The sequence below is a fragment of the uncultured Lactobacillus sp. genome, assembly GCF_946477725.1.
Taxonomy (GTDB): Bacteria; Bacillota; Bacilli; order Lactobacillales; family Lactobacillaceae; genus Lactobacillus.
Genome location: NZ_CAMKZC010000005.1, coordinates 35057 through 61744 on the forward strand (window position 1 = coordinate 35057; position 26688 = coordinate 61744).

General features: G+C 37.4%; 23 protein-coding genes. 4 read left to right on the forward strand and 19 right to left on the reverse strand.

Annotated elements, in window-relative coordinates:
- The 3 genes from Q0R51_RS03620 to Q0R51_RS03630 form a co-directional block, all read right to left on the reverse strand.
- Nucleotides 1-1626 (reverse strand): amidohydrolase, encoded by a 1626-nt coding sequence (locus Q0R51_RS03620; RefSeq protein ID WP_294756744.1) that lies wholly within the window; start codon nt 1624-1626, stop codon nt 1-3.
- Between the two features lie 14 nt (nt 1627-1640).
- On the reverse strand, nt 1641-2831 hold the full coding sequence (locus Q0R51_RS03625; protein ID WP_294756747.1) for a nitrate/nitrite transporter: 1191 nt from the start codon (nt 2829-2831) through the stop codon (nt 1641-1643).
- Between the two features lie 283 nt (nt 2832-3114).
- Nucleotides 3115-4122 (reverse strand): LuxR C-terminal-related transcriptional regulator, encoded by a 1008-nt coding sequence (locus Q0R51_RS03630; protein ID WP_187157509.1) that lies wholly within the window; start codon nt 4120-4122, stop codon nt 3115-3117.
- Nucleotides 4123-4257: 135 nt separating this feature from the next.
- Here Q0R51_RS03630 and Q0R51_RS03635 point away from each other — a divergent pair, with 135 nt between their 5' ends.
- On the forward strand, nt 4258-4614 hold the full coding sequence (locus tag Q0R51_RS03635) for an arsenate reductase family protein (protein ID WP_294756751.1): 357 nt from the start codon (nt 4258-4260) through the stop codon (nt 4612-4614).
- A gap of 109 nt (nt 4615-4723) precedes the next feature.
- Nucleotides 4724-7123 carry a Xaa-Pro dipeptidyl-peptidase gene (locus tag Q0R51_RS03640; protein WP_294756753.1) on the forward strand — a complete coding sequence of 800 codons (2400 nt, stop codon included), beginning with the start codon at nt 4724-4726 and terminating at the stop codon, nt 7121-7123.
- A 77-nt stretch (nt 7124-7200) separates the two neighbouring features.
- On the opposite strand, the gene carB is transcribed toward Q0R51_RS03640, so the two are convergent.
- The 6 genes from carB to Q0R51_RS03670 form a co-directional block, all read right to left on the reverse strand.
- The gene (gene carB / locus Q0R51_RS03645; protein ID WP_294756755.1) at nt 7201-10383 is read right to left on the reverse strand and encodes a carbamoyl-phosphate synthase large subunit; all 3183 of its coding nucleotides are present in this window, start codon (nt 10381-10383) and stop codon (nt 7201-7203) included.
- On the reverse strand, nt 10376-11461 hold the full coding sequence (locus Q0R51_RS03650; RefSeq protein WP_294756756.1) for a carbamoyl phosphate synthase small subunit: 1086 nt from the start codon (nt 11459-11461) through the stop codon (nt 10376-10378). The genes carB and Q0R51_RS03650 overlap by 8 nt, the downstream gene beginning before the upstream one ends.
- Nucleotides 11462-12736: a dihydroorotase gene (locus Q0R51_RS03655; protein WP_294756758.1), complete on the reverse strand. Its 1275-nt coding sequence runs from the start codon at nt 12734-12736 to the stop codon at nt 11462-11464.
- Complete coding sequence (locus Q0R51_RS03660; protein WP_187157577.1) at nt 12736-13692, reverse strand: aspartate carbamoyltransferase catalytic subunit; 957 nt, start codon at nt 13690-13692, stop codon at nt 12736-12738. Before Q0R51_RS03660 ends, Q0R51_RS03655 begins: the two co-directional genes overlap by 1 nt.
- A 144-nt stretch (nt 13693-13836) precedes the next feature.
- Nucleotides 13837-14379, reverse strand: coding sequence for a bifunctional pyr operon transcriptional regulator/uracil phosphoribosyltransferase PyrR (gene pyrR, locus Q0R51_RS03665; protein ID WP_046325086.1), 543 nt, complete (start codon nt 14377-14379; stop codon nt 13837-13839).
- A gap of 197 nt (nt 14380-14576) precedes the next feature.
- Nucleotides 14577-15500: a dihydroorotate dehydrogenase gene (locus tag Q0R51_RS03670; protein ID WP_294756763.1), complete on the reverse strand. Its 924-nt coding sequence runs from the start codon at nt 15498-15500 to the stop codon at nt 14577-14579.
- Nucleotides 15501-15742: 242 nt separating this feature from the next.
- Between Q0R51_RS03670 and pyrF the strand changes: the two genes are divergently transcribed.
- Both pyrF and pyrE read left to right on the forward strand, forming a co-directional pair.
- Entirely contained in the window at nt 15743-16450 is a 708-nt protein-coding gene (gene pyrF / locus Q0R51_RS03675; RefSeq protein ID WP_046325088.1) for an orotidine-5'-phosphate decarboxylase, read from the forward strand.
- Nucleotides 16450-17085, forward strand: a complete 636-nt coding sequence (gene pyrE / locus Q0R51_RS03680) for an orotate phosphoribosyltransferase (protein ID WP_294756765.1) — start codon at nt 16450-16452, stop codon at nt 17083-17085. The genes pyrF and pyrE overlap by 1 nt, the downstream gene beginning before the upstream one ends.
- A 92-nt stretch (nt 17086-17177) precedes the next feature.
- On the opposite strand, the gene Q0R51_RS03685 is transcribed toward pyrE, so the two are convergent.
- From Q0R51_RS03685 to Q0R51_RS03730, 10 genes are all read right to left on the reverse strand, one after another.
- Nucleotides 17178-18362 (reverse strand): MFS transporter, encoded by a 1185-nt coding sequence (locus tag Q0R51_RS03685; RefSeq protein WP_294756768.1) that lies wholly within the window; start codon nt 18360-18362, stop codon nt 17178-17180.
- Between the two features lie 260 nt (nt 18363-18622).
- Nucleotides 18623-19960, reverse strand: coding sequence for a type I glutamate--ammonia ligase (glnA, locus tag Q0R51_RS03690; RefSeq protein ID WP_294756770.1), 1338 nt, complete (start codon nt 19958-19960; stop codon nt 18623-18625).
- A 169-nt stretch (nt 19961-20129) separates the two neighbouring features.
- Entirely contained in the window at nt 20130-21383 is a 1254-nt protein-coding gene (locus Q0R51_RS03695) for a methionine gamma-lyase family protein (protein WP_294756771.1), read from the reverse strand.
- Nucleotides 21376-22296 (reverse strand): tRNA (adenosine(37)-N6)-dimethylallyltransferase MiaA, encoded by a 921-nt coding sequence (gene miaA / locus Q0R51_RS03700; RefSeq protein WP_294756773.1) that lies wholly within the window; start codon nt 22294-22296, stop codon nt 21376-21378. The genes Q0R51_RS03695 and miaA overlap by 8 nt, the downstream gene beginning before the upstream one ends.
- 69 nt (nt 22297-22365) lie before the next feature.
- A complete protein-coding gene (locus Q0R51_RS03705) occupies nt 22366-22770 on the reverse strand; it encodes a rhodanese-like domain-containing protein (protein WP_046325094.1) in 405 nt (134 codons plus the stop codon).
- Nucleotides 22771-22819: 49 nt separating this feature from the next.
- Nucleotides 22820-23038, reverse strand: coding sequence for a YqgQ family protein (locus tag Q0R51_RS03710; RefSeq protein ID WP_046325095.1), 219 nt, complete (start codon nt 23036-23038; stop codon nt 22820-22822).
- Nucleotides 23038-23718 carry a rhomboid family intramembrane serine protease gene (locus Q0R51_RS03715; protein ID WP_294756777.1) on the reverse strand — a complete coding sequence of 227 codons (681 nt, stop codon included), beginning with the start codon at nt 23716-23718 and terminating at the stop codon, nt 23038-23040. Before Q0R51_RS03715 ends, Q0R51_RS03710 begins: the two co-directional genes overlap by 1 nt.
- Before the next feature lie 11 nt (nt 23719-23729).
- Nucleotides 23730-24302, reverse strand: coding sequence for a 5-formyltetrahydrofolate cyclo-ligase (locus tag Q0R51_RS03720; protein ID WP_122026226.1), 573 nt, complete (start codon nt 24300-24302; stop codon nt 23730-23732).
- A gap of 53 nt (nt 24303-24355) precedes the next feature.
- A complete protein-coding gene (rpmG, locus tag Q0R51_RS03725; RefSeq protein ID WP_081945351.1) occupies nt 24356-24505 on the reverse strand; it encodes a 50S ribosomal protein L33 in 150 nt (49 codons plus the stop codon).
- Between the two features lie 82 nt (nt 24506-24587).
- The gene (locus tag Q0R51_RS03730; protein WP_294756779.1) at nt 24588-26687 is read right to left on the reverse strand and encodes a penicillin-binding protein 2; all 2100 of its coding nucleotides are present in this window, start codon (nt 26685-26687) and stop codon (nt 24588-24590) included.
- Nucleotide 26688 lies beyond the last annotated feature (1 nt).

The following is a 26688-nucleotide window of genomic DNA, read 5'->3' on the forward strand; positions in this document are numbered from 1 at the left end:
TTACTTATCGCGCTTATAAACCAGCTTGCCATCAGAAAATGTTAGGTTAACTTTAGCAAAGCGAATTTCTTGCGGATCAATGTCAAATAAATTTCTATCTAATACGATAACATCAGCCAATTTGCCGGGCTCCAAAGTTCCCAGTTCATTTTCAAAAGATTCAGCATAGGCCGACCACTTGGTATGAGCCTGCAAAGCTTCAGTCAGAGTAATTGCATGTTCTGGGAAATAACCTCCATCTGGTTTACCTTCATTTGGTTCACAACGCGTTACAGCCGCATAAATTGTCCAAATTGGATTTACAGAGTATACAGCGGGAAAGTCTGAACCAAAAGCCAAATGGCTTCCCGCATCAAGTATTTCACGGTATGGCCAAGTGTGTGACAACCTCTCTTTACCAATACATGGCAAATATCCTCCACTCATATAGTCTCCAATGCAATGTTGCGGTTGAACTGCACACATTACATTTAAACTCTTCAGTCTGTCAATGTCGTCTTGTCTAATCATATCAATATGTTCTAAGGAATTGTGCAAAGTTAACTTGCCAGTTTTACTTTTAGCATATTCATATGCATTTAGGGCCATCGTACTTGCCTGATCACCAATAGTATGTATTTTGACAGGGAACCCTTCTTTTTGCGCTGCTAGAACATATTTGTTGAGCTCATCCTGAGTTAAAGACGTATCACCAAATTTTCCAGGATCATTATCATATTCTTTGCTCAAAAAGGCAGTATGAGCTTCAACTACACCGTCAAGAACTTGTTTTAATCCTGCAACCCTATGCTTATTAGTATGATACTTTATCTTCAGTTCTTTCGCACCAGCAATATCTGTCAAGGATGGAAATGATGTAATTCTGGTAGTTAATTCTCCAGATTGCTCTAATTCATCAAATATTTCCGGGATATTGTCATTTGTTAGTCCTGAAGGATAGACATCAGCGACTGAGGTAATACCTAATTCACGAAAATGCTTCAGACATTTCAGCAAAGATTGTTTTAGTGTCGGCACATTTAAAACTTCGTCCATCATGGCCTTTGTTGCTGGTGGTTCGTATAGAATACCATTTAGTTCGCCCTGTTCGTCATGACCATAAATTCCACCTTGAGGATTAGGCGTATCTTTTTTAATGCCAATCTTGTCCAAGGCTATGGAATTGCACCAAACTGAGTGAAGATCAAATGAATTTAAACATACTGGACGGTCTAAATTTAAAGCATCTAGTGATTCTTTTGAGGGAGTATGAGGATTATCCCAAACTTCTGCATACCAACCTGTACCATATATCCAAGGATTATCAGGATGCGAATCAGCAAATGATTTAACCATTTGTACACATTCTTCCTCACTCTTACAATTCATCATTTGAATGCAAAAGTCCGGATCATTTTGAACAGAACCTAGCGAAATGTGCATATGAGAATCGTTAAAGCCGGGCATAATCAAATGATCACCACAATTAATCACGGTGGTTTTTTCATCAATATAACCAGTCATTCTATCTAACGGCACGATCTTCAAGATGCGATTTCCCTTGATTAAAACGCAACCAGATATTGGCTTATCACCAGCACCAGTAAAAATAGCTGATCCTTTTAAAACGAAATCTGCTTTTTCCATTTTTTCTTGCCTTTCTATTTATTTTTTGCTTTACTACCAACTTCAGGCAACGCCAATATACATAGTATCGATAATCCAAAAATTAATGACTCAATCCCCAGATTCTTAGCGTAGTCGTTTCCAGCAATCTTGGACACAATAATTGGAATAAAATATGATATCAGCATTGAAACTGTACCAACTATTCCGCCAGCACTACCAGAATATTTCTCTCCTATTTCTGGAAATTGTATTGGCATAGCTTGAACTATTGGTCCACTAATTGCAGTAAAGAAACCATTAATTACTAACATGGCCCATAAAAAGAAACCAGCTGGTGTATACCAGGTAAAGTACATTACGATCGCACCAATTAATGTCGTTACGGTCAAAAACATCTTGTAACGACCAAGCTTGTTGCACCAAGCTGGACCAATTAAAGAGCCAAAGAAACTACCGACAGTAACTACAGAAGACATAATTCCGGCTGTTGAATTATTAATATGTTGACCTAAATTAAGCGCCTGCGGTAAAAAACCAGCATAAGCAGTTGTTGAGGCGATTCCTAAGCCAGCACAAATTGAGACAATCCAGGTATTTTTACTTTTAATAGCAACTTTTAAATATTTCATTGTCGGTTCTGCTGGCGGCAATGATTCGCCTTTAGGAGTATCACGAACAAAAACTATCCAGCAAATAGTTAAAACTAATAATGAAATAGATGAAAACATATAAGCGGCATTAACAGACGGAAACCATGAACTAGTGATTTGAGCCAAAGTTATTCCCAAACATGAAGCTGCGTAGAATACACCCATGGCAGCATCTGTATCCTGCTTAAACCAGGTACCCAAAACTTTAATTAAGTTGGCATTTAAAAGTGAAATAAAAATACCGCATAATAAGAGCATTATCATCATCATGGCAAAATTAGATGCAATAAACCGGCCAAATGCACCTATGATGGATAAAATGCAACCCACAGATATTACCTTTTTAGAGCCAAATTTATCTCCTAAAGAACCAGCCGGAATACTGAGCACAACGGCTACGAGCATTGGGGCCATTAAGAGAGCCGAAAACTCAGCAGTCGTAATATGCAATTGAGGCATAATAATCGTGGCCAACGCTGAAACCTGAAACTGAATATAATTAGCAATAAAACACAACAAACTAACAATCGTTAGAATCACCCAGCGATAAGCAGGCAATTTTTGTTTCTCCATAACTTTTTCTCCTTTTCTGTTTGATCCATTTATGGATTAAATTCATAGATCAAATTAAGCAAAAAAGAGTAATGATGCAATCAACTTTCGTTGTATTTTAAGCATAAAATGTGCTGCAACTAAGCAATTTTAAAAACTAAACTTTAGTAGTAGATGCCAAAACTCTAAAAAACGGTGCTATAAAATATTGGCAAAACTGAAAAAAGACTGAAAAATCACTCACCAGTGACATGATTTTCCAGTCTCTATGCTTGAACTTGAGATTTACCCAATTAGTTTTAGCTTATTTTTCTTTATATTCCATAAAAACATGCATTAGCTGACTGCGGCGATCAACAGCTAATTTTTTATAAATGCTGTATATATGTGTTTTCACAGTTCCTACAGAAATATACAATTCATCAGCTATTTCCTGATTCTTCTTTCCCTTTAAAACTAGTCTTAATATTTCTGATTCTCTTTTTGTCATATTGTAATAATTACAGAATTCAACAACTTGACTTTCTTCGCTGGCATTTTCCTTTTCGTGAAGCATAGATTGATATTGATTCATTTTTTGCTGCACTAAAATTTCTAAGTTATTTTTATTTGCTTCTTCCTCTTCCCTTTTAGCAAACCAAATAATTAATAAAGACAGGATAATTGAAAAAAGATCTTCATTAAAACCGATAACTCTCATATAACTGGTTAAAATGACAAAACTATTTTGATTTAAATCGTTCAAAAATAAAAATAAGATTCCTTCTAAGCATGACAACGTCATAAAAATAGCAGTTAATATTACAGCACGATCGTAATATTTTTTCTTGCTATTTTTTCCTTTAGAATCTGATTTAAAAGTGTTACAAAAATAAATTATGCAAAGAAATAAAATACTAGCATCCTGGGTACTCCTTTGGAGTACTCCCGCATTTTGTTCACTATAAGAATTTAACACAAAAGCGACATTTAACAAGGACACAGCAAAAATAGGTATATAGTATAAAATTTGGGGTTTCTTATTTATCATGCTGGACATCAATTTAACATAACAAATTCCCCCTATTATAAATGCTAAAATTCTAATTAAATAAAAGGCTTTGGTATCAATCTGGTAATTACTATTAGTGACTTTTAGCAGATCTGATGAAAAAGCTATCGTACTGTCAATTATTAACGTTACATAAAGCAGGCCCACATAGTAAAAAATACTATTATTAGTGGTTTTATAAGCATATTCTGAAACATTTATTACCCATAAATAAAGAACTAAAAAGGCAATATTATAAATATAAACAAATATTTCTTGCAAAATTGCAACTCCCAAATTTTATTTCAAAACTATACACTGAGTTTAACATAATACATCCTAAATTATAAAAATGTTTTTATTATTGTATTTTTGCTTGCCATCATTGCTATAATTTAAGCAAAGGAGAGCATGAAAATGATAAAATTTTACGGTTATAAGCGCTGCTCAACTTCAAGAGCAGCTCAAAAATGGTTAACAGAGCACAATGTTAAATTTGACTTTCAGGATTTGGTAGAGCAACCACCCGAGAAAGCTGACTTAATTAATTGGCTTACCCAACATCATGATCGCGGGTTAAAGTATTTTTTCAACACGCACGGACAAGACTACCGCAAACTGCATCTCAAAGATCAGGTAGCTGATATGTCAATTGCCGCCGCAGCAGATATGATGTCCAAAAATGGTAAATTGATTAAACGACCATTGGTGGTTGAAGGTGAAAAACTGACCTGCGGTTTTAATGAAAAGACCTACCAAGAAGTTTGGCTATGATTTACATTAGAGGAAGAAGATTTTTTAAAACCTTCTTTCTTTTTTATTTTAATAACTGGCTTTCTAATGATCTTAATAACAGGTAAAATAATACAAAAAGGAGAATTTTATGAAATACAATCAATACGCTTATGTCAAAACTGATTACCAAACAGAAGTTAAAGAATTGCAACAAATTAAATTTTTACCAGCCGATTATGGAAAGCTTACTTTTGCAGAACTTTTAGCTGAACTGACAGCAAATGCAGTGGCAGTAGTCGATCCCAAAGATGCGGGTGCACGAAAGGCAAAATTAGCCGAGTTTGCTGTATCAGAAACACAAACACTCAAGCAATTTTTAGACGGCAATCCGGTAAAAATACTGTCTCCCCAATTCTATAACGTGGCCTTGCAACTTTTAGGGTACCACGTTGGGTACGATTATCAACTGGTAGATCCTCTAAAATTCATGAAAAAGCAGGCGCTGCCCTATATTGCAGATATTAATGATCAGCAAGCACTCATCCGCGCCTTTTATCGTTTACTAAATACTCGTGCTAAAAACGGACAGCTTTTAATTGATGTGATGGCGGGTGAAGGCTATTTTTATAACCGCAAAAGCCAATTTACCAAAAATAAGTTTCTCTATTTTAATGGCAAAAGTATGCCAGTTTTTGATACCAGCAAAATAATCAGAGAAGTAGTTTACGTTGAAAGTGACCTTGACACTGATGGCGACGGCAAGAGCGATCTCTTGCAAACAACCATTTTTCGACCAATTGAAAGTGAAAATATGCCTGTACCAGCATTATACACAGCTAGTCCCTATTTTGGCGGTATGATTGATAATGAAAAGCGTAACCACAACGTTGACGAAAATTTGTGTGATGCAACAGAATGGGAAAATCCGCAATATCAAGCTGCTCCAATTGTTAAAGCTCAAAAGCCAAACAATGATACTGTGTCTTATAAGTCAGTCGAACAAGCCGTTGGCAAATCTTCCTACGGTTTAAACGAATACATGTTAGCTCGCGGCTTCGCCAGCGTCTTTGCTGGAGCGATTGGTACCCGCGGCAGTGATGGCCTCAGAATTACCGGCGCACCAGAAGAAACCGAAAGTGCAAAAGAAATAATTGAATGGTTACATGGGGACAGAATTGCTTACACTGATAGATCCAGACAACATGAAACCAAAGCTACCTGGTGCAACAAAAAGATTGGGATGACCGGACGGTCTTATTTAGGAACCTTGCAAATAGCAATCGCAACTACCGGTGTTGCCGGTTTAAAAACGGTTATTTCTGAAGCTGCCATTTCTTCTTGGTATGATTATTATCGTGAGCATGGATTAGTAATAGCGCCAGAAGAATGTCAAGGAGAAGACCTAGACATGCTGGCAGAAACTTGTCAGTCCAACTTATGGGATGCAGGAGACTACTTAAAGATCAAACCTAAATTTGACGCAATGCAAAAGATTTTATTAGACAAAGCTGATCGTAAAACCGGCCAGTATTCTGATTTCTGGGAAAAACGCAATTATCGTCATCATACCAATAATATTAAGTGTTCCTGGATTAGTGTCCACGGTCTCAATGATTGGAATGTCAAGCCGAAAAATGTTTACAAAATTTGGCAAAAAGTCAAAAATCTTCCTGTAGAACATCATCTTTTCTTGCATCAAGGTCCCCACTATAACATGAACAATTTAGTTTCAATTGATTTTACCGACCTGATGAATTTGTGGCTGGTTCATGAACTATTAGGTCTTGAAAACAACGCATATCAGCAATGGCCAACTGTCTTAGTTCAGGACAATCTAAAAGCAGATAAGTGGCATGAAGAAGAGGATTGGAGCAATGATAGCGGAAAAGAAACAGTTTATTTCCCAGCTGATGACAATGAATTAGCAAAGGACACAAGTAGCGAAAAGAAAGTTTCCTTCACAGATGTAGGCGGAACCGAATTTAAAAAAGCCAAAATTTCTGAAAATGACTGGCAATACCAGTTTATTTGTGGCAACAAGAAATGGGCTCAAGCAAGTTTGCGCTTCACGACCGATGAATTTATTCATCCAGTAACAATAGTTGGACGACCAGAAATAAGAATGCGGGTAGCATCCAGTCTTAACAGAGGTCAAATTTCTGTAGCTTTAGTTGAAATAGGCGATCGTAAACGGCTGACAGCTACTCCTAGAATCCTAATGCCAGGTGGCCAAGAATTAGGCTTTCATTTTCAATTAGATTCCTTGCAAGAATTTATGCCGGATAAGCTGACTCATGCTAAATTAATTACCAAATCTCATATGAATCTGCAAAATTATGCGGATATGAAAAGGCCAAGTAGTATTAAAGCCGGTGAATTTTATGACTTACAATTTAAGCTGCAGCCAACCTACTACACAATGCCTGTTGGCAGCAAACTTTGCTTAATTATTTATTCAACCGATCAGGGAATGACCAAGAGACCCCTTGAAAATACGACTTATACAATAGATCTGTCTGAAACAGCTATTAAATTTAGTATTAAATAAAATTTATCTGCACGCACCTTTTTAAGTACAAAAAGAGCAACTGTTGTTTACGCGGTTGCTCTTTTGCTTATTAAATTTTATTTTATGCTTATTGTAGAAAACGAGCGGTTTTCTAAGGCAGTTAGAAGTGCACGGGCAGTGTCCAAGCTAGTAATTAAAGGAATATTTTGCTGGATGGCCGCTTGACGAATAATAAAGCCGTCAGAAGTTTTCGCCAAGTCATGTCCCATAGTGTTTATTACCAAATCAATTTTCCCATTTTTAAACTCATTTAAAATATTAGTCTCACTGTGCTGATGAATCTTATCAACCAGTGTAATGTGTAATTGGTTTTGCTTTAAAAAGCTTGCTGTACCACTGGTAGCAAAAATACGATAACCAATTTGAGCAAATCTTTGAGCAATAGGTAATATTTCCTGCTTATCCCGATCTTCAATGGTTAACAAAATGTTGCCACTGTCTGGTATTTGCATGTTGGCTCCTGAAAAAGCCTTATAAAGTGCTTTTGGAAAACTCAAGTCGCTGCCCATGACTTCGCCAGTTGATTTCATTTCCGGCCCCAAGTAGCTATCAACATCTGAAAGTTTACTAAACGAGAAGACTGGTGCTTTAACACTAATCATTTTTGTTTCTGGTGCCAGACCATCTTTATAGCCTTGCTCCTTTAGACTTTCACCCATAATGACCCGAGTAGCAACCTGAGCCATTTCAATACTGGTAATTTTACTTAAAAACGGGACCGTACGACTGGCACGAGGATTAACTTCAATAATATAGATTTCTCCCCCGCGCTCAATTAACTGCAAATTCATTATTCCACGGCAATTAAGCTTTAAAGCCAGTTTTTTGGTAATGTCAGCGATTTTTTGCTTAATGGCAGGAGAAAATGTTTGAGCCGGGTAGACGGCCATAGAATCTCCAGAGTGAACCCCAGCATGTTCAATATGCTCCATTATTCCAGGAATAAGTACTTCTTCTCCGTCACAAATAGCATCAACATCACACTCGCGACCATCGAGGTAGTCATCTACCAAAATTGGATGACTACTGGCAATGTCAACATGGTTGTGCAAGTAGTCTTCAAGTTCAGGTTGATTGTAAACAATTTCCATTGCCTTTCCACCTAATACATAACTTGGTCTGACTAAAACCGGATAGCCCAGCTTCTCAGCTGCTTTAATTACACCATCATGTGTAGTTGTGGTAATTCCTTGCGGCTGCTTCAAACCTAGTTCTTTTACTACTTGATCAAATAATTCTCGATCTTCTGCTCGATTAAGATCCTCTACGCTAGTACCTAAAATCTTGATACCATGTTTTTCCAGACCAGCGGCCAAATTGATTGAAGTTTGTCCACCAAACTGAATAATTACACCTTCTGGTTGTTCTAAATCACAAACATTTAACACATCTTCTAAAGTTAAAGGTTCAAAGTACAATTTATCAGAAACGGAAAAATCAGTTGAAACAGTTTCTGGATTTGAATTAATGACAATGGCTTCATAACCCATCTTTTGCAGGGCTTTAACGCAGTGTACTGTGGCATAATCAAACTCTACACCCTGCCCTATGCGGATTGGACCTGAACCAACTACCAAAACAGACTTCTTGGAAGTTTTCTGACTCTCATTTTCGGTATCATAAGTAGAATAAAAATATGGAGTTTGAGAAACAAATTCACCTGCACAAGTGTCCACCATTTTATATACTGGCAGCAAATGGTTTTGCTTGCGCAAAGTTCTTACTTTGTCTTCATCTTCGTGCCACAAATTAGCGACTGTATTATCACTAAAACCATATTTTTTAGCATTTTTAAGGACCTTCAAATCATCAGGATTTGCGGCAATAACTTTTTCTAAATCGACAATATGCTTAACAATATCTAAAAAGTAAAAATTAATTTTGGTTAATTCATGCAAGTCCGACATTGAATAACCCCGGCGAAAGGCTTCAGCTAAGTAGAAAAGACGATCATCCTGCGCTCTAACCAGTTTATTTTCGAGGTCCTCATCACTGGCTTTATGAGCTTCAACTGAATAAAAATCTTTTTGATCGATTTCCAGGGAACGAACGGCTTTTTGAAAGGCTTCTTCAGCTGTTCTCCCTATCGCCATCACTTCCCCAGTCGCTTTCATCTGTGTACCCAGTTCGCGATTAGCTTTGGCAAATTTGTCAAAGGGCCAGCGTGGTATCTTGCAGACAACATAGTCCAATGCTGGTTCAAACTCCGCAAAGGTAGTGCCTGTTACTGGGTTTTTAATTTCATCTAAAGTCATACCCACAGCAATTTTGGCCGCCATCTTGGCAATCGGATAGCCAGTAGCTTTAGAAGCCAAGGCAGAAGAACGTGAAACTCTGGGGTTAACTTCAATGACATCATAGTTAAAACTATTTGGATCTAAGGCCAATTGAACATTGCAACCGCCCTCAATCTTTAGTGCCCGAATAAGCTTTAAGGAGCAATCACGCAACATCTGATATTCTTTGTCAGATAATGTCTGTGACGGTGAGAAAACAATTGAATCCCCGGTATGAATACCGACAGGATCAAAATTTTCCATACAGCAGACAATCATGGCATTATCATCATGATCTCTCATTACTTCAAATTCAATCTCTTTATAACCAGCAATCGACCGTTCAATTAAACATTCGGTAACCGGAGACAGTTCCAAGCCATTTTTGGCAATTTTTTCAAGTTCAGCGCGATCATTACAAATTCCACCACCAGTTCCTCCCATAGTGAAGGCGGGACGGACAATAATGGGATATCCAATTTTATCTCCGAAATCTAAAGCTTCTTGGACTGTTTTAACACTGGTTGAAGGCGGAACAGGTTCACCCAGTGTTTGACAAAGTTCCTTGAATTTTTCTCTGTCTTCGGCTTGTTCAATTGAATCAAGTTTTGTTCCTAACAATTCAATATTTAATTCGTCTAAAATGCCGCTTTTAGCTAACGATAAGGCCATATTCAAACCCACTTGACCACCTAAAGTAGGCAATATTGCATCAGGGTATTCCTTACGAATAATGCGGGAAACTGATTCAACAGTTAACGGCTCAATATAAACCTTGTCAGCAATTGTAGTATCAGTCATGATAGTAGCAGGATTGGAATTAACCAGAACCACTTCATAGCCTTCTTCACGTAAAGCCAAACATGCTTGTGTTCCAGAATAATCGAATTCTGCTGCTTGACCAATAATAATTGGACCTGAACCAATTACCATGATCTTTTTTATATCGGTTCTTTTAGGCATGACTTTCATTGTCCTTTCTTTGATCAATCATTTGCATAAAATAATCAAAAATCCCTTCCTCATCGTGCGGACCAGGGGTACTGTCAGGGTGAAATTGCACTGAAAAAGCAGGATATTTTTTATGCCGTAAGCCCTCAATGGTCCCATCATTAACTTCTACATGAGTTACCATTAAATTTTCAGGGTCAATTGAATCACGACTAACTGCATAACCATGATTTTGAGAGGTAAACCCAATATTCCCAGTAGCAATTTCACGTACAGGATGATTAAAGCCGCGGTGACCGAACTTCATTTTATAAGTTTTAGCACCGTTGGCTAAAGCAAAAACCTGATGTCCCATACAAATACCCATGAGTGGTATTTTCTGCTCAACTTCCTGCACCATTTTAGCTGCATCCTTCATTTCAAGTGGATCGCCGGGACCATTTGACAATAACACCCCATCTGGCTGCAGGGATAAAATTTTTGCAGCTGAAGTCGTGTAAGGCAGAACTATACAATTGCAGTCTCGCTTACTAAGTTCACGTAAAATACTGTTTTTCAAGCCAAAGTCGACAACAACAATATTCCGTTTTGAACCCGGCACAGGATATGATTTCGCAGTTGAAACACGCTTAACCACTCCTGCAGTAATTTTATTTGCTCTTAAATCAGCGGCAATTTGAGCAGCATTTTCCTTAGAATCGCAGATCTGGCCCTTCATTGTACCGTGTGCGCGCAGTTTTTTAACCAATTTTCTAGTATCAATTCCCTGAATTCCCGGAATATTTAAGCTCTTAAGAAAATCGGGCAAAGTAGTCTGCATGCGCCAGTTGTCGGGATAGCGCGCAACTTGGTGACAAATCACCCCTTTTATTCCCGGTTCAAGTGATTCATAATCAGCTAGCGTAATGCCATAATTACCAATTAATGGGTTGGTAAATACCAGAATTTGATCGGCATAAGACTGGTCCGTGATTGCTTCTTGATAACCGGTCATACCAGTGGTAAAAACGACTTCACCTTTGGTTACCCGATCTCCGCCAAAACCTTCACCTGCAAAAATGCTGCCATCTTCCAAAATTAAATATCTCATTTACTTTCCTCCCTTTTGAAAAACAATTTTGCCATCAACCATTGTTAATTCCGTTTGACCGAATACTAAATCTTGATTAAAAGGAGTGTTTCTTGCTTTGGATTTGAAACAAGCGCTATTGATAGCCGCTTTTCGCTCAAGATTAAAAATGGCAATATCAGCTGGTTGATTTACAGCTATTCTTCCTGCTTTTTTAAGACCAAAGGCCTTGGCTGGAGCGCTTGTCAACCAGTTTAATAATTGCTGTAATGTAAAAATACCAGTTTTGACAAATTTGGTGTAAAGCTCACTAAAGGCCGTTTCGCTCCCTACGATACCAAAAGCGGACTTTTTAAAGCCACCTTGTTTATCCTTTGCAGTATGTGGTGCATGATCAGTCGCAATCATGTCAATCGTGCCGTCAAGTAATCCCGCTATTAGTGCTTTTTGATCTTCTTTGGTTCTTAAAGGTGGGTTCATCTTGAAATTGCTATCATCTTTACCAATATTTTCTTCCCCCAATAAAAGATGATGAGGTGCCACTTCACAGGTAACATTAATACCATGACTTTTAGCAATCCTAATTAATTCCACACTTGTTTTGGTGGAAACGTGACAAACGTGGTAGTGAACGCCGGTCTTTTCTGCCAATAAAAGATCACGCACAATTTGAGTAGTCTCTGCCAGCTCAGTAATCGGCTCCTGTTTAAGTAGCCGCGCTGTTGGTCCATCATTCATAACGCCATGATTAAAAAGAGAATCATCCTGCGCGTGTTCAGCTATTAGCAAATTATTTGCTTGAGCTTTTTGCATTGCCAAAAACATAGTTTGCGCATCCTGCACCCCTTTGCCATCGTTACTTAGAGCAACACAACCAGCCTTTTTTAACCCAGCATAATCGGGAATTTCTTTACTATCCTCATTAACTGTAATGGGTGCATACTGCAAAATATGGACTAAACCAGCTTTGTGATTATTCTGGACCATTTTTGCCAGTAAATCGGGAGTATTAGGAACGGGGTCTACATTAGGCATCGCACAGACTGTAGTAAAACCGCCATGTGCTGCTGCCAATGAGCCAGTTCGGACGTCTTCTTTTTCAGTTTGGCCAGGATCCCGATAATGAACGTGAACATCAACTAGACCAGGGCTAACCAGTTTTCCTTGTGCATTAATCTCTTTTTCAGCTGTTAAATTATTGCCAATTGCGGCAATCACACCATTTTTGATTAAAAGGTCGCTATGGACTATTTCTCCGCCAGTGTATATGTAACCATTTTTAATAACTGTTGCCATTAGGATAATCCTCCTAAATTGCGTCCCCGCATAACAGCTTCAATCATTGCCATTCTCATAAAGACCCCATTTTCCATTTGACGCACGAACCTACACTTTGGAGCTTCCACCAAATTGCCACTAAGCTCAACATCATGGTTAATTGGACCTGGATGCATAATAATGGCATCATCTTTCATAGCGTTATAGCGTTTCTGATTAATTCCGTATTTGTCATGATATTTTTTAGCATCAAATTTGGCTTCGTTAGGATCTCCTGCATGTCTTTCATGCTGCACCCGCAACAACATCATTACATCCATTTGAGCAACTAATTCATCTATCGGCAGATATTCACCATATTTGTCATATTGTTTGTCATACCAATAATCAGGACCTGAGAAATATACCTTTGCTCCTAACCTGGTTAAAAGTTCCATGTTACTTTTAGCTACTCTCGAATTAGTAATATCTCCTACTATGGCTACCTTGAGATCTTTAAAATGACCAAAATGTTCGTGAATTGTCATCATATCAAGTAAACACTGTGAAGGATGCTGACCGCTACCATCACCAGCATTTATCACACCAATATTAAGGTGTTGGTTTTTATTTGGATGTATTAATTTCTCATAATATTCATTTTCCGAATGTCTGATAACCTCAAGGTCAATTCCCAGTGCTGCCATAATTAAAGAAGTATCATACAGAGTTTCACCCTTTTGGGTTGAACTATGAGCAGCATCAAACGGAATGACCGTCAAACCTAATTTTCTTTCCGCCATTTCAAAACTGGTATGTGTTCTACTCGAATTTTCGAAAAACATATTAGTAACATAAACCGGTTGAGTTAAATGCGGGCGGGCTCCACCATTTTTAAAATATTCTGCACGCTCGATAAGCGCCCCTACTTCTGCTACAGTTAAATTTTCAACACTGACAAATGATTTTAAAGTTACAAAATTGCTATTTTTCATTTTTTACTCTTTCCACAAAAATAAACCTGAAGCTTTTTAGCTCCAGGTTTACAAAAGGGTCTCTAGTTCAGTCGATGACTCAACAAAATAAACTCAAACCCTTCTGACCCTCTCTGGAGCCAATTAAACGGTTGAATTGATTTCTTATTGCGGCAATGGTTTTAATTCTACATTGTCTTTATTATCAATTTCTTCTACATGGACTGCAATTTCTTCATGTGAAGAAGTTGGAACATTTTTACCAACAAAGTCTGCTCGAATTGGCAGTTCACGGTGACCGCGATCAACCAAAGCAGCAACAGCAATGGAACTAGGTCTGCCTTTGTCCATCAAAGCATCCATAGCTGCTCTAATCGTTCGACCGGTAAAAATCACGTCATCAACTAAAATTACGTGCTTATTGCTAATTTCAACACCTAATTCTTTAGAATTAACAACGGGATCCAGCTTCAATGATGCATCATGACGATCATCTCGATATAAGGTAATATCAAGCTGACCTAGCGGTACATCAACACCTTCAAGTTTTTCAATTCGATCATGAATTCGTTGAGCTAAATAAACACCACGAGTTTTAATTCCTATAAGAACTAAATTCTCAGTACCTTTATTGCGCTCAATGATTTCATAAGTAATTCTGGTTAGCGCTCTTTTCATTGCAGATGCATCCCAAATTTCTTTTGTCATCTTTTTTCTCCTACTAGTGCTTTGCCCATAAAAAAAACACTTAATCTGCCTGAGACTAAGTGTTTCGTAAAAGTCAATACTTAATTGAACTTTCCTTACTAGCCTCTCGGGACTAACTTAAAAGGACATCTATTTAAATATACTTGCTAAAGCAATAGTTGTCAATAGTAAAGCTGCATATTGACAAGTCGGGTTTATTAATTGAATTCAACCTGTCCTACCAGTTCATTGATATCTTTGACTCCGAGTTTCTCTAAAAGCTGCGGCAATTGGTGTGCAATATGCGGGCAAGCCAAAGGGTCTTTAAAATGCGCACTACCTACTTCGACTGCGTTAGCACCAGCCAGCATAAATTCCACTACATCTTCGGCTGAGCTAATGCCACCCATACCAATGATGGGCAACTGGGTATTTTTTCTTACCTGATTAATCTGGTATAAGGCAATTGGTTTAACAGCGGGACCAGAATAACCGCCATAATTATTTCCCAAAAGAGGTTTACGCGTTTCAATGTTAATGCGCATTCCGGTTATCGTATTGATCAGTGATAAGCCATCCGCGCCGCCTGCTTCAGCAGCTTGTGCAATTGCGGTTATATCCGTTACATTTGGTGTTAACTTGACAAAAATAGGCAAGTTAACAACCTGTTTTATAGCAGCAGTTAATTCCGCAACTAATTCGGGATGAACTCCAAAGGTCATTCCACCCTGAGCAACATTAGGACAAGAAACATTAATTTCCAGGGCATCAACCATTTTGGACTGCGATAGTTTTTGCGCAACTTCAATATAGCCTTCTTTACTTTCACCACCAACACTGGCAATCAAAGGAAGTTGGGGATATTGTTTTTTGATTGCCAGTAATTTATTCCCAATAACATTATCTACTCCTGGATTGGTCAATCCAACCGAATTTAAAACGCCCTTATCTACAACTGCAATCTGCGGTTGCGGATTACCTAAGCGAGCTTTCGGGGTAGTAGTTTTTATAACTAACGCCCCTAACTCATTCAAGTCAAATTTTTTTGCTGCTGGTACGTCACCAAATCCGAATGTGCCACTCGCCGGCATTACCGGGTTCTTTAAGTTAAGTCCGGGTAATTTAACACTAATATTGGTCATTTTATCCTCCCAAAATGTAAGCTCTCTGTCAGTACAATTATTTTGGCTATATTTTACACAATTTTTTCACCATTTCAAAATAAAATTTGGTTGTATTTTTTAAATAAAAATGGTAATCTCAATAATGATAAACTTTAAACGGTACAGAGAGACCGCAAGTTGAAAACATGACGCAAATTTTAGCTAGTCTATTTTGATGCACTCTCGTACCAAAATAGGCTTTTTTTTCGTGGAGGTTTTTAATGAAAAAAGCAGTATTTGTGGCTTTGGACTATGATAACCAAAAAGAAGTGCAAAATTTACTGGCAAATCTGGGTCGGCCTGAAGAAACCTACCTCAAAATCGGGATGGAACTTTATTATCATTATGGCGCAGATTTAGTTACCAGCCTGGTAAAACAAGGTTACCACATTTTTTTAGACCTTAAATTACATGATATTCCAAACACGGTATACCAAGCTGCAAGACAGATAGCGCATCTAGGTGTCTACTGCACAACCATTCATGCTTTAGGGGGCAGTGAGATGATTACTGCCGCCAAGAACGGTTTAAAAGATGGCACAGTTCAAGGTAGTGAGGTGCCAAAGTTACTAGCAGTAACAGAACTAACTTCAATTACTGCAAAAGTCTTGTCTACTGAGCAAAATTGTTCTTTGTCAATGCCTGAACAAGTTGTCAGCTTAGCCCAAACCGCAAAAAAGGCCGGAGCTGATGGCGTGATTTGTTCACCACTTGAGGTCAAAAATCTAAGAAAGCACTTTGGTTCTGATTTTTTATATGTTACACCGGGAATTAGATTAACTAATAAATCTAACGATGATCAAAAGCGGATTGCAACTCCACAGAAAGCCAAAGAATTTGGCTCCAGCGCAATCGTAGTTGGTCGTCCGATTACCCAGGCAAAAAATCCTGCTCAAATATATCATGAAATTAAAAAGGAGTTTGAATAATGTATCAAGATCAAATCATTAACAAGTTAGTTGAAAAGAAGATTATTACAATATCCCCTAACAAGCCTTACACTTATGCAAGTGGAATGTTATCACCTGTTTATACAGATCTGAGATTAACTGTATCTTATCCAGATTTGCGCGACTGGATTGCCTCAGATTTAGCAACTCTCATTAAAGAAAAATATCCAGATGTAAGTATCATTGGCGGGGTTGCAACGGCTGGCATTCCTCATGCTGCATGGGTTGCTGCCAAATTAAATTTACCAATGATTTATGTCCGACCAAAGCCCAAAGATCACGGTAAAGGTAAGCAAATCGAAGGCCTTTTTACTGAAAATGATCGGATTGTTCTAATTGATGATTTAATTACTACTGGTGGATCAGTTATTAATGCAGTGAAAGCCACTGAAAAAGAGGGTGGTCATGTGATTGGAGTAAGTTCAATATTCACCTACTATTTAAAGGATACCACAGCTAATTTTGCTCAAGCCGGTGTTGATTATAGTCCGCTATTAACATACCCAGAACTGCTGCAAAAAGAAAAAGAAATGAATTATATAAATGCCAAAGAATATGAAGCTTTAAAAACTTGGCATGAAGACCCGTGGGCATGGGGTGAAAAGTTTCAGTAAAAAGTAGTTTCAATATTTTAACATGCATTAAAAACTGGCTAAGTTTGCACAAAAAACAAGCTTAGTCAGTTTCTTTTTATTCAAAATTTAACTTAATGATGCCTAATTGCACTGTTTAGACGAGTACGGTAATGTAAATAGATCAATATCATAAATGGTACTAAAATTAATTGCACCAAATAAAAATATTTAGCCGGTAGCATATCATTCACAAAGCCCATGATTATCGGACCAAAGGCCATACCAATATCTAGACCCAAGTAAAATGTACTACTTGCTAGGCCCTGCTCACTAATTGGTGCCAAAAGCATTGCAGTTGACTGCAAAACAGAATACATTAAACCATATCCTACTGCCATAAAAGCGGCCGCCAGACCCATTAAAAAATTGTTTTTCATTGTAGCCAATAAAATAAGGTAAATCAAAGTAGCTGCAACACTCACCCAAAACCAGGTACCGAATTTGACAGTATCAAACAGATTTTTAAGTGTAATTCTTATAAGCAGTAATACCACCGCATATATTAGAAAGTACGAGCCCACATTTATATTAAGATGCTGCTCTTCAGCATAAGTTACCAGGTCTGCCTGAGTGGCGAAATAAGGAAAAGCAAATAAGGTAGTAAGCATTGCTATGGGCAATACATTTTTCTGAATAATTTTAATGTGCAGTAATGAATTCTGTGCTTGAGATTTATTAATATTTTGCGGTTTTGCTTTATTTCCTACAAACTGAATCATAATGACCATCAAACAGGCAGAAATGCCGGAAGCAATAATCGCTAACCGATACCCGGTTTTTTGATAAATATTAATTGCTAACGCTGGAGCGATAGCCATGGCCAGAGCATTCATCAAGCCGTAAAATCCCATTGCTTGACCGACATGAGCACGCGGTACCAAAAAAGCAAGCCAGGTAGTCATACAAACGGTGCAAAGAACGTAGCCTGAACCATTAATTAAACGAAAAAGAAGTAGCCAACTGCTTGTAGGCGCCAACACATAGCCAATTACTCCGACTACAATTAAAACTCCCCCAACAAAGGATAAACGATATTTGGAAAATCTATCCGTTAAATTACCAGCAATCGGGCGCAAAAACATCGCAGCAATACTCATAATTCCCACAATTATCCCCGCAAAAGCACTACTAGCACCTAAACTTTTGGCATAACCATTGATTAAAGGATTTACAAACATCGTACTAAACATAAAAAAGAACGAAGCTGCCATAACTAATATTACGTCTTTAGTATATATTCGTTTTCTTTTTACCATTTTTACCTCTTATACTTAAAACCCAACTCATTTATTTTATCACTTAAATTCATTTGATTTTTCCAACAGCTTGTAATGAATATATTATTTATTATTTTGCGTTTAATGCTAGTTTATTAGCTTTTTTATTCATCCGCTAAGCAGGTTGCTTATAAAAACTGTCAAACAAAAATGCCAAGCTAACCATAGCTTGGCATAAAGATCTTTAATTAATTTATTACCCAGATTCAGAAATAGTTTCTATACTAGAGCAAGTTAGTTTAGTAACCCATATAACGGTTCCTTTCCCAGTCAGAAACCGTTTGAGTATATTGGGACCATTCCAATTCTTTAGAATCAATAAAGCTTTGAGTTAAATGTTCTCCTAAAGCGTCTTGAATTAACTTGTCTTTCTTAAATGCTTTAAGGGCATTATGCAAAGTCGAAGGCAATGGTTTAATCCCCATTTCATTACGTTGTTTTTCACTTAAAGTAAATAAGTTGCAAGTAATTGGTTCCATTGGCATTTTTTCTTCCTTAATTCCTGCCATACCAGCACTTAAGCAAGCAGCCAAAAGCAAATATGGGTTGGCAGTAGGATCAGCTGAACGCATTTCAAGACGAGTATTCAATTCACCAGCAGCCGGTACTCGAACCATTGGTGAACGATTCTTTGAAGCCCAAGAAATATATACCGGTGCCTCAAAACCAGGAATTAAACGTTTATAAGAATTAACAGTGGGGTTACCGACAGCTGTAATTGCACGAGCATGTTCCAAAATACCATTTAAGAAGTACAAAGCCGTTTTTGACAAATGATACTCGTTGTTTTCATCATAAAAGGCGTTTTGATTACCCTTAAATAATGACATGTTAGTGTGCATGCCATTTCCTGCTTGGCCTTGTAAAGGCTTAGCCATAAATGTCGCAAACAAACCATGTCGTTTGGCAATCTCTCGTACGATCATTTTAAAAGTTTGAACACGATCAGCCGTTGTTAAAGCATCATCAAACCTAAAGTCAATTTCCTGCTGACCGTCTCCAACTTCATGGTGAGCAGCTTCTACTTCAAAGCCAATACTCTCTAAAGTTTCAACAATATCTCTACGGCAGCTCGCACTTTCATCATTTGAGGTTAAATCAAAATATGATGCATGATCAGGAACTTCTGTAGTCCAGTTGCCGTTTTGATCAAGTTTAAGTAAATGAAATTCCGCTTCAAAACCAATGTCAAAAGCCGTAAAACCCATTTCCTTCATCTGGCCAATGATTCTTTTGAGATTATTTCGTGGATCTCCAGCAAAAGGTTTACCATCTGTGGTATGAACTGAACATGTTAAACAGCCAATTTTACCACCTGCGCTGTCATCCCAAGGTAAAACGAACCAAGTGGAAAAATCAGGATATAATATCATATCACTTTCTTCCAAACGAACAAATCCGTCGATTGAAGAACCATCAAAGCGGACATCATTACTTAAAACTTTGTCTAGCTGACTATTTGGAACTTCAACCGCTTTAAGAGTTCCGTTAATATCTGTAAAAGCTAGTCTAATAAATCTGACATCTTCCTCTGCTACACTTTTTCTGATGTCGTCTGCTGAAATTTTCTTTGTCATGCTTCTCCACCTAAAAAAATCATACAATAATTGGTATAGTCTTAATTGGAATTATATTCCTCATTTAAAACTAGATATAAGATTAGCAAATGATTAAATCATTGTAAAGTGGTCTAACACAAAATATTAAAACTTTACCAAAGTTTTACTTTACATTTATGATTATCTATTATTTGTTTTGAAAAAATAATTCGTTAACTGCATTAGTAATCGCTATTTTCACATGGGCATAGGTCAATCCACCCTGCATATATAAAGCATATGGTGGCCTGATTGGGCCATCTCCTGAAAATTCAATGCTGGCACCCTCAACAAAGGATCCATCTGCCATGATTACCTGATCTTCATAACCGGTGTCATTACTTGGTATCGGATCCACAAATGAATTAATGGGCGAGTTTTCCTGTAAAGCTTTAGCGAACCTAATCATTTTATCTTTATTATGAAAAATAACGGTCTGAATTAAGTCGGTTCTGTCTTCATTCCATTTAGGAGAAACTTCTAACCCCATCTTTTCTAAAAGTGCAGACGCATATATTGCACCCTTAATGGCATTGCCAGTAACGCTAGGAGATATAAACAAGCCTTCAAAATAATCTAAATTGTTATTTAAGCTGGCACCTTCTTCTCTACCTATTCCGCCAGCTGTAAGACGGACCGCTGTGTTTTCAATTAACTCATGTTTACCAACAACATAACCACCAATTTTGGCTAAACCACCACCAGCATTTTTGATTAAAGAGCCTGCCATTAAATCAGCACCATATTCTGTAGGTTCATGTTTTTCTGAAAATTCCCCATAACAATTATCAACAAAAATAATGCTCTTAGGTGAAACCTCCCTAATCATAGCAATCATCGGCTTAATCTTACTTACAGTGAAGCTAGGCCTAGTATTATAACCACGTGAACGCTGGATGACTACCATTTTAGGTTGATGATCTGCAAGCAATTTGCGGGCAGAAGCAAAATCAACGCTGCCATCGGGTAATAAATCAACGTGAGAAAATTTTACTCCATATGCTTTTAAACTGCCCCTGCCATTACCGGCAATTCCGATAACTTGTTGCAAAGTGTCATAAGGCATACCGGTTAAGTACGTTAATTCATCACCTGGCAATAAATTTCCAGCCATGGCTGTAGCCAAAGTGTGAGTGCCAGAAACAAACTGTGAACGTACTAAAGCATCTTCCGTATGAAATATTTGGGCGTAAATACGATCAAGTTTATCTCGTCCACTGTCATCGGAGCCATAACCGGTACTGCCAATCAAATCCGATTCTGCTACTGCTTTATCTTTAAACGCCTGCAAAACTTTATTTTGATTAAAAAGAATGTTTTGCTCAATTTTTGCCAGCTGCGGCTCAATCTTTTTATCAATATCAGCTACAATTTCTTGTAATTCTTTTGGCCAATTATTCATTTAACCATTCCTCAACTTTCTGTAAAATCTCTTGCACACAATTTGAATCAGATAAAGGATCAAACCAGTAAACGGGTAACTGGTGGTGAAAATATGTCAGCTGTCTTTTAGCATATCTTCTTGAAGCTCTTTTTAAATTTTTAATACAATTTTCCAGATTATCCTGACCAGCAAAATAAGGAAAAAATTCTTTATAGCCAATAGCCTGTAAAATAGTATATTCTTGGTCACGATTTTGATAGACAAAACGGGCCTCGTCAAGTAAGCCCTCGTCCATCATTTGATCAACACGTTTATTAATCCTAGAGTAAATTTCTGGACGTGCAGAATTTAATCCAATAATAAAATACTGGTATCGCGGTTCAATTTTATCCTGTTGTTCTGAAAATTTATGTCCTGTACGATCAATTACCGTTAAAGCTCTTAAAACTCTACGTGAATTGTTTAACGGAATTTTTTGAGCAGCTAAAGGATCGCGTTTTTTTAGTTCTTGCCAAAGCGCCGTCTTAGCGTTTTTATTTAAATAATCCTGCCATTTATCTGATACAGCTGCATTTTCTTTATTCGGCTCACCTAATTGCAATTTATTAAGCAAAGCATTAACGTAAAAGCCAGTGCCACCGACCAACAAAGGCACTTTATTTTTCTGCACTATTTGCTCAATGGCTTTTTCTGCCTGGGTAACAAAATCAACTACTGAATAAGGTTTAAAAATTGTTTGAGTGTCGACCAAATAATGTGGTACTAATTTTCGTTCTGTAGGAGTTGCCTTAGCGGTTCCAATTGCGACCTCTCTGTAGACCTGCATGGAATCACCTGAAATTATTTCAGCATTAATTTTCTGAGCAAGCTCAATTGCCAAAGCAGTTTTACCAATAGCTGTCGGCCCGACGAGAGCTAAAACTTTTTGCATAATCACATTCTCATTCATGAATAACATAGAAAAAACACGTTTGATCAGTGCAACAAACATGTTTTTTATTTAATATTTAGATTTCTTGGTGCGTCCATCCCACTCATCAAAACCATTCTTCAACCATTTAATTGAAGAAAAATGCTTTTTTTGTAAAAATCTGGCAGCACGTAAAGTAACTGATAAAGAGTCGGAGTACAAATAAACAGGTAAATCTGCTCTCAATTCAGTATATTGGTATTTAAGCATTGTGTAAGGCAAGTTTCTGGCCCCATCAATATGTTTTCTTTTAAAAGGAGCTTTTTCACGTAAATCTACCACTTGTGCTTTACGCATTCCTTTATTAAATTCTTCGTTGGTTAAATCTCCATTACCCAAGCGTTTAGTTTGTATTTTATTCCACAGCCAAACTGCCACAAATGCTAATATGATAACAATTAAAACTACGTCTAGAATAAGTAAAAAAGATGACATAAGTTGTATTTCTCCCACTAAAATTTAAAAACTACTGCGCATAAACAATTTAATATTTATGCTTATCTTTATTGTGGCGCTCTTCATACTCATATTCACGTCGCAATATTAATTTAGCGACTAAATAATCATGCTGGTCAATTAAGTGTGAATGATTAATGTTGTCAAGTTCAAGTGCCATCAACTCAATGTCCCAGATTCTTTTGCCTACATGAACAAAAATACCATATTTTTCAAGAAGTTGCTGCACATCATACAAAGTTTTCATTATAAATTGATTACCATGCCCATCCTGACAGTTGCTACACAATAAATAATTAGTAAACAAAGAGCGATAACTCGTTTTTTAACTGAGTATTGCCTTAACGTTTTTTCACCCAGGATTATTGCAACTAAAAATCCCATAGCGAATCCGCCAATGTGACCAGGTATATCAATATTAGGTGCAAACAAATCAATTACTATATTGATTAAAGCCAGCCAAAATGATTGTTTGCCAAGGTAAACCAATATAGGGTTGGCCCGATTCTGCAAAGCAATTGCCGTCATAGCACCAAATAATCCAAATAAGGCCGTCGAAGCGCCAGCACTAATAGCATTATCATCGCCCCAGGCTAAGCTTAATAAGTTACCCCCTATACCAGAAAGAAGATATATTATTAAAAAGCGCCAATGACCAATAATGGTTTCCATATACATCCCAAGGTAATAGATCATAACCGCGTTAGAAACCAGATGCATAATTCCCATATGCAAAAATTGGGCCGTAAACAGACGCCACCACTGATTACCAATGACCACGGCATCATTCTTCATGGCTCCCATTTTCATGAGGACATAAATACTTTCTGAACCACCAATGGCCGTTTCAATTAAAAATACTAGTAAAAGGACGGCTAATATACTGACGGTTATGTAACAACTTTTCAGGTTTTGTCGCTGATTCATTATAGCCTCAATTAATTCGTTAGAATGGATTCCGGAGTAATAATTGTTTGAATAGCTATATCGGTCGCTTCCACTTTCCAGGAGGCTGTCTTAAAAATCATCTGGGAATTGGCCAAAGCTACCGTTTTAGAATTAGGATGCTTTGACAAAAAACGGTCATAGTAACCTCCACCAAATCCCAAACGTTGATGTGAATCCAATGCAAAGGCTAGTCCAGGAACAATAATCAAATCTAAATCATTGTTGATTTGAGCATTCGGCTCATTTACTTCTTCAACACCAAACTTTGACTTGGTTAATTTCGTCATATAACTATAATAGATAAAATCTTGAGTACGTTCAGCATTATCATTTGCACGTGCTAAGTAAACGTCCTTACCTTGATCCCATAACTGAGCAATCAAACCTGAAGTGTCAACTTCATAACTCAAGGAGGAGGTTATGCCAATGCTTTGACAATTACTAATGATCTCAGAGTTCATAATACTTTTAAGCAAAACCTGATCTTCAGCATCTTTTTCTGCCGTTTCAGCAAATTTGCTCAAATTTTCAATTTGTTGTTGTCTTATTTCTTTTTTTGTCATGATTCTTCCATATAAAAAATAGCAGGAGCATAGGCTCCTACTATATTAGTTTATTACTTAGTTTCACGATGAAGAGTAGTATGTCTTTCAACTGGGCAATACTTCTTCAAACTTAAACGTTCCGGATGCTTACGCTTGTTTTTCTTAGATAAGTAACTTCTATCGCCACATTCGGTGCATTCCAAAATGATGTTATCTGCCATTTCTTTCACCACCTACGCTTTTATTCTGACTGTATTATCTTAGCATTTTTCTATTATTATTACCAGTAATATTAACAAAATTCTATTTTTTATGTAATTTAAAGTAGTCCTGGACCATAGCTTTGGTCATTTGTAATGTATAGGATCCTTCCAATTTGGGATCCAGTCCGGGAAAAATCACAGCTGTAGCAATCTCAGGGTTATTTGATGGTGCATAACCAACAAAAGTAGCATTAACTAGTTCTGGTGGATTTTTCTGGTTAGGATTATCGGGATCGTAATAAAAAGTTTGGGCTGTTCCCGACTTTCCCGAGATAGATGGTTTTACTTTTTTCAGTTTATGAGCAGTACCCCAGGAATTTGTACCATGAACAACACGCCAAAAGCCCTGTCTGATAATGTTAAGCTCATCTTGAGTCCAAGGTATGCGTAATTGTACTTGAGGCTTTTTGTCATAGTCAATGTAAACTTTTTTACCATTATTTGCTGTTCTACCAACCGATTGCACCACATAAGGCTGCATGCGATAGCCACCATTGGCTATCGTTGAAACATATTGTGCCATTTGGATAAGCGTGTAAGCATCATAGTTACCATATGATAAGTCAAGTACAGAACCAGAAAGAACTAATCCCTGATCATTGAATGATCTACCTTGAATACCCGATATTTCTCCCGGTAAATCAATTCCTGTCTTTTGACCCAACCCAAACATATTAAAATTATGGCGCAAAGTTTCAAAGGCCGTTTGAGGCATGGTGATCCTTATTTTAGGAACATAAGACGCATTAACCCATTTCATTGCCAAATGCATCATGTAAATATTACTGGAAACTTCTAAAGCAGTTTCAGCGTCTAGCGCGCTAAAAGTGCCAATTGGATAGACTGACTTTTTGACCGGCGTACTAGGTAAATAAACTGGGGTATCAGGCATTACATTATTGGTAGGAGTAATTACTTTATTTATTAACCCGCCACTTACCATTGCGCCTTTAACTGCCGAGCCCATGACAAAAGACTGATTAATAACGCCTAATGCATTATTGGTAGTTTTATTTTTCTTAGGATCACGATTAATTCCCGCCATAGCCAAAATTGCACCAGTTTTAGGATTCATAGCAATAGCATAAGCCCCATTTGAATAGTGAGCGGCACCGGATCCAATAGCAGAAGCATAGATTTTTTCTAATGAACTTTGAACCTGTTTTTGATATTTAGCATCAAGGGTCAAAACTAAACTGGCGCCTGCCTGCCCAGAATAAACCGCTTTTGACTGTTCGATGTCTCCTGAATTCTTAGTCCAAACTTTGCTGGTTGATTTAGTTCCCTTGAGCAGGGGTTCATATTTTTCTTCCAAATACGATGTACCTACCCGATCATTGCGAGAATAGCCGTTTGTTAAGTAATATTGTAAGTTATCACTAGGCAGACCGGCCTTTTCTGTTGAAACAGAACCAATAATACTGCGAATAGACGAACCATTAGGATAAGATCTTTGCCAGTCAGTTCCAATGCCCACACCAGGAAGCTCTGAGAGGTGCTCACCCACCTGCGCAATTTCTTTATCTGTTAAATGATTATTTTTTATATAAATTGTAGAAAGGGTATAGGCACCTGAAATTTTATTATAAATTAAAGCTGCTGTTTTCTCACGTGCATTCAGCTTAATGTGTTCTGCACTAACCTGTTCTTTGATTTTTTGATTTATTAAATTGTCATCTTGTTTGGCTCTGACAGATTTAGGAACTTTGGCAGATTCTTTAGCACTATTTTTCCTATTTGCCAAATAATAATCAATTACTTGTTGTTCAGTCGGCTGCTCATCCTTGATAGAAATATAATGACTAAGAGAGTTGGAAATTGCATAGATATCCTCAGTTGTAGTTGAAACGCTTTTGGTATAAGTAATAGCATTTTTAGCCTTATTTCCTACCAGTACACGGCCTTTATTGTCATACATAACACCGCGGGGAACTTGACTGGAAACTATGGCCGAATTAGATTTTTGTACTTCAGCTTTAAAGCGTGAGCCATAACCTATTTGTAAATAAGCCAGCTGTCCAATCAAAGCCGCAAAAAGAACAAAAATGATCCCCAAAATTATCTTCATTCTGATTGGAGTAGAAGCTTGTTTTTTGGCATTATTATTTTTAGTTTTCAGTTTTTTCTTGAAAAAATTCACT

What these genes read in the sequence shown, in the direction of transcription:
- Q0R51_RS03620 (WP_294756744.1), bottom strand. Translation starts at nt 1,626, where the DNA reads ATGGAAAAAGCAGATTTCGTTTTAAAAGGATCAGCTATTTTTACTGGT.
- Q0R51_RS03625 (WP_294756747.1), bottom strand. Translation starts at nt 2,831, where the DNA reads ATGGAGAAACAAAAATTGCCTGCTTATCGCTGGGTGATTCTAACGATT.
- Q0R51_RS03635 (WP_294756751.1), top strand. Translation starts at nt 4,258, where the DNA reads ATGATAAAATTTTACGGTTATAAGCGCTGCTCAACTTCAAGAGCAGCT.
- Q0R51_RS03640 (WP_294756753.1), top strand. Translation starts at nt 4,724, where the DNA reads ATGAAATACAATCAATACGCTTATGTCAAAACTGATTACCAAACAGAA.
- carB (WP_294756755.1), bottom strand. Translation starts at nt 10,383, where the DNA reads ATGCCTAAAAGAACCGATATAAAAAAGATCATGGTAATTGGTTCAGGT.
- Q0R51_RS03650 (WP_294756756.1), bottom strand. Translation starts at nt 11,461, where the DNA reads ATGAGATATTTAATTTTGGAAGATGGCAGCATTTTTGCAGGTGAAGGT.
- Q0R51_RS03655 (WP_294756758.1), bottom strand. Translation starts at nt 12,736, where the DNA reads ATGGCAACAGTTATTAAAAATGGTTACATATACACTGGCGGAGAAATA.
- Q0R51_RS03660 (WP_187157577.1), bottom strand. Translation starts at nt 13,692, where the DNA reads ATGAAAAATAGCAATTTTGTAACTTTAAAATCATTTGTCAGTGTTGAA.
- pyrR (WP_046325086.1), bottom strand. Translation starts at nt 14,379, where the DNA reads ATGACAAAAGAAATTTGGGATGCATCTGCAATGAAAAGAGCGCTAACC.
- Q0R51_RS03670 (WP_294756763.1), bottom strand. Translation starts at nt 15,500, where the DNA reads ATGACCAATATTAGTGTTAAATTACCCGGACTTAACTTAAAGAACCCG.
- pyrF (WP_046325088.1), top strand. Translation starts at nt 15,743, where the DNA reads ATGAAAAAAGCAGTATTTGTGGCTTTGGACTATGATAACCAAAAAGAA.
- pyrE (WP_294756765.1), top strand. Translation starts at nt 16,450, where the DNA reads ATGTATCAAGATCAAATCATTAACAAGTTAGTTGAAAAGAAGATTATT.
- Q0R51_RS03685 (WP_294756768.1), bottom strand. Translation starts at nt 18,362, where the DNA reads ATGGTAAAAAGAAAACGAATATATACTAAAGACGTAATATTAGTTATG.
- glnA (WP_294756770.1), bottom strand. Translation starts at nt 19,960, where the DNA reads ATGACAAAGAAAATTTCAGCAGACGACATCAGAAAAAGTGTAGCAGAG.
- Q0R51_RS03695 (WP_294756771.1), bottom strand. Translation starts at nt 21,383, where the DNA reads ATGAATAATTGGCCAAAAGAATTACAAGAAATTGTAGCTGATATTGAT.
- miaA (WP_294756773.1), bottom strand. Translation starts at nt 22,296, where the DNA reads ATGCAAAAAGTTTTAGCTCTCGTCGGGCCGACAGCTATTGGTAAAACT.
- Q0R51_RS03705 (WP_046325094.1), bottom strand. Translation starts at nt 22,770, where the DNA reads ATGTCATCTTTTTTACTTATTCTAGACGTAGTTTTAATTGTTATCATA.
- Q0R51_RS03710 (WP_046325095.1), bottom strand. Translation starts at nt 23,038, where the DNA reads ATGAAAACTTTGTATGATGTGCAGCAACTTCTTGAAAAATATGGTATT.
- Q0R51_RS03715 (WP_294756777.1), bottom strand. Translation starts at nt 23,718, where the DNA reads ATGAATCAGCGACAAAACCTGAAAAGTTGTTACATAACCGTCAGTATA.
- Q0R51_RS03720 (WP_122026226.1), bottom strand. Translation starts at nt 24,302, where the DNA reads ATGACAAAAAAAGAAATAAGACAACAACAAATTGAAAATTTGAGCAAA.
- rpmG (WP_081945351.1), bottom strand. Translation starts at nt 24,505, where the DNA reads ATGGCAGATAACATCATTTTGGAATGCACCGAATGTGGCGATAGAAGT.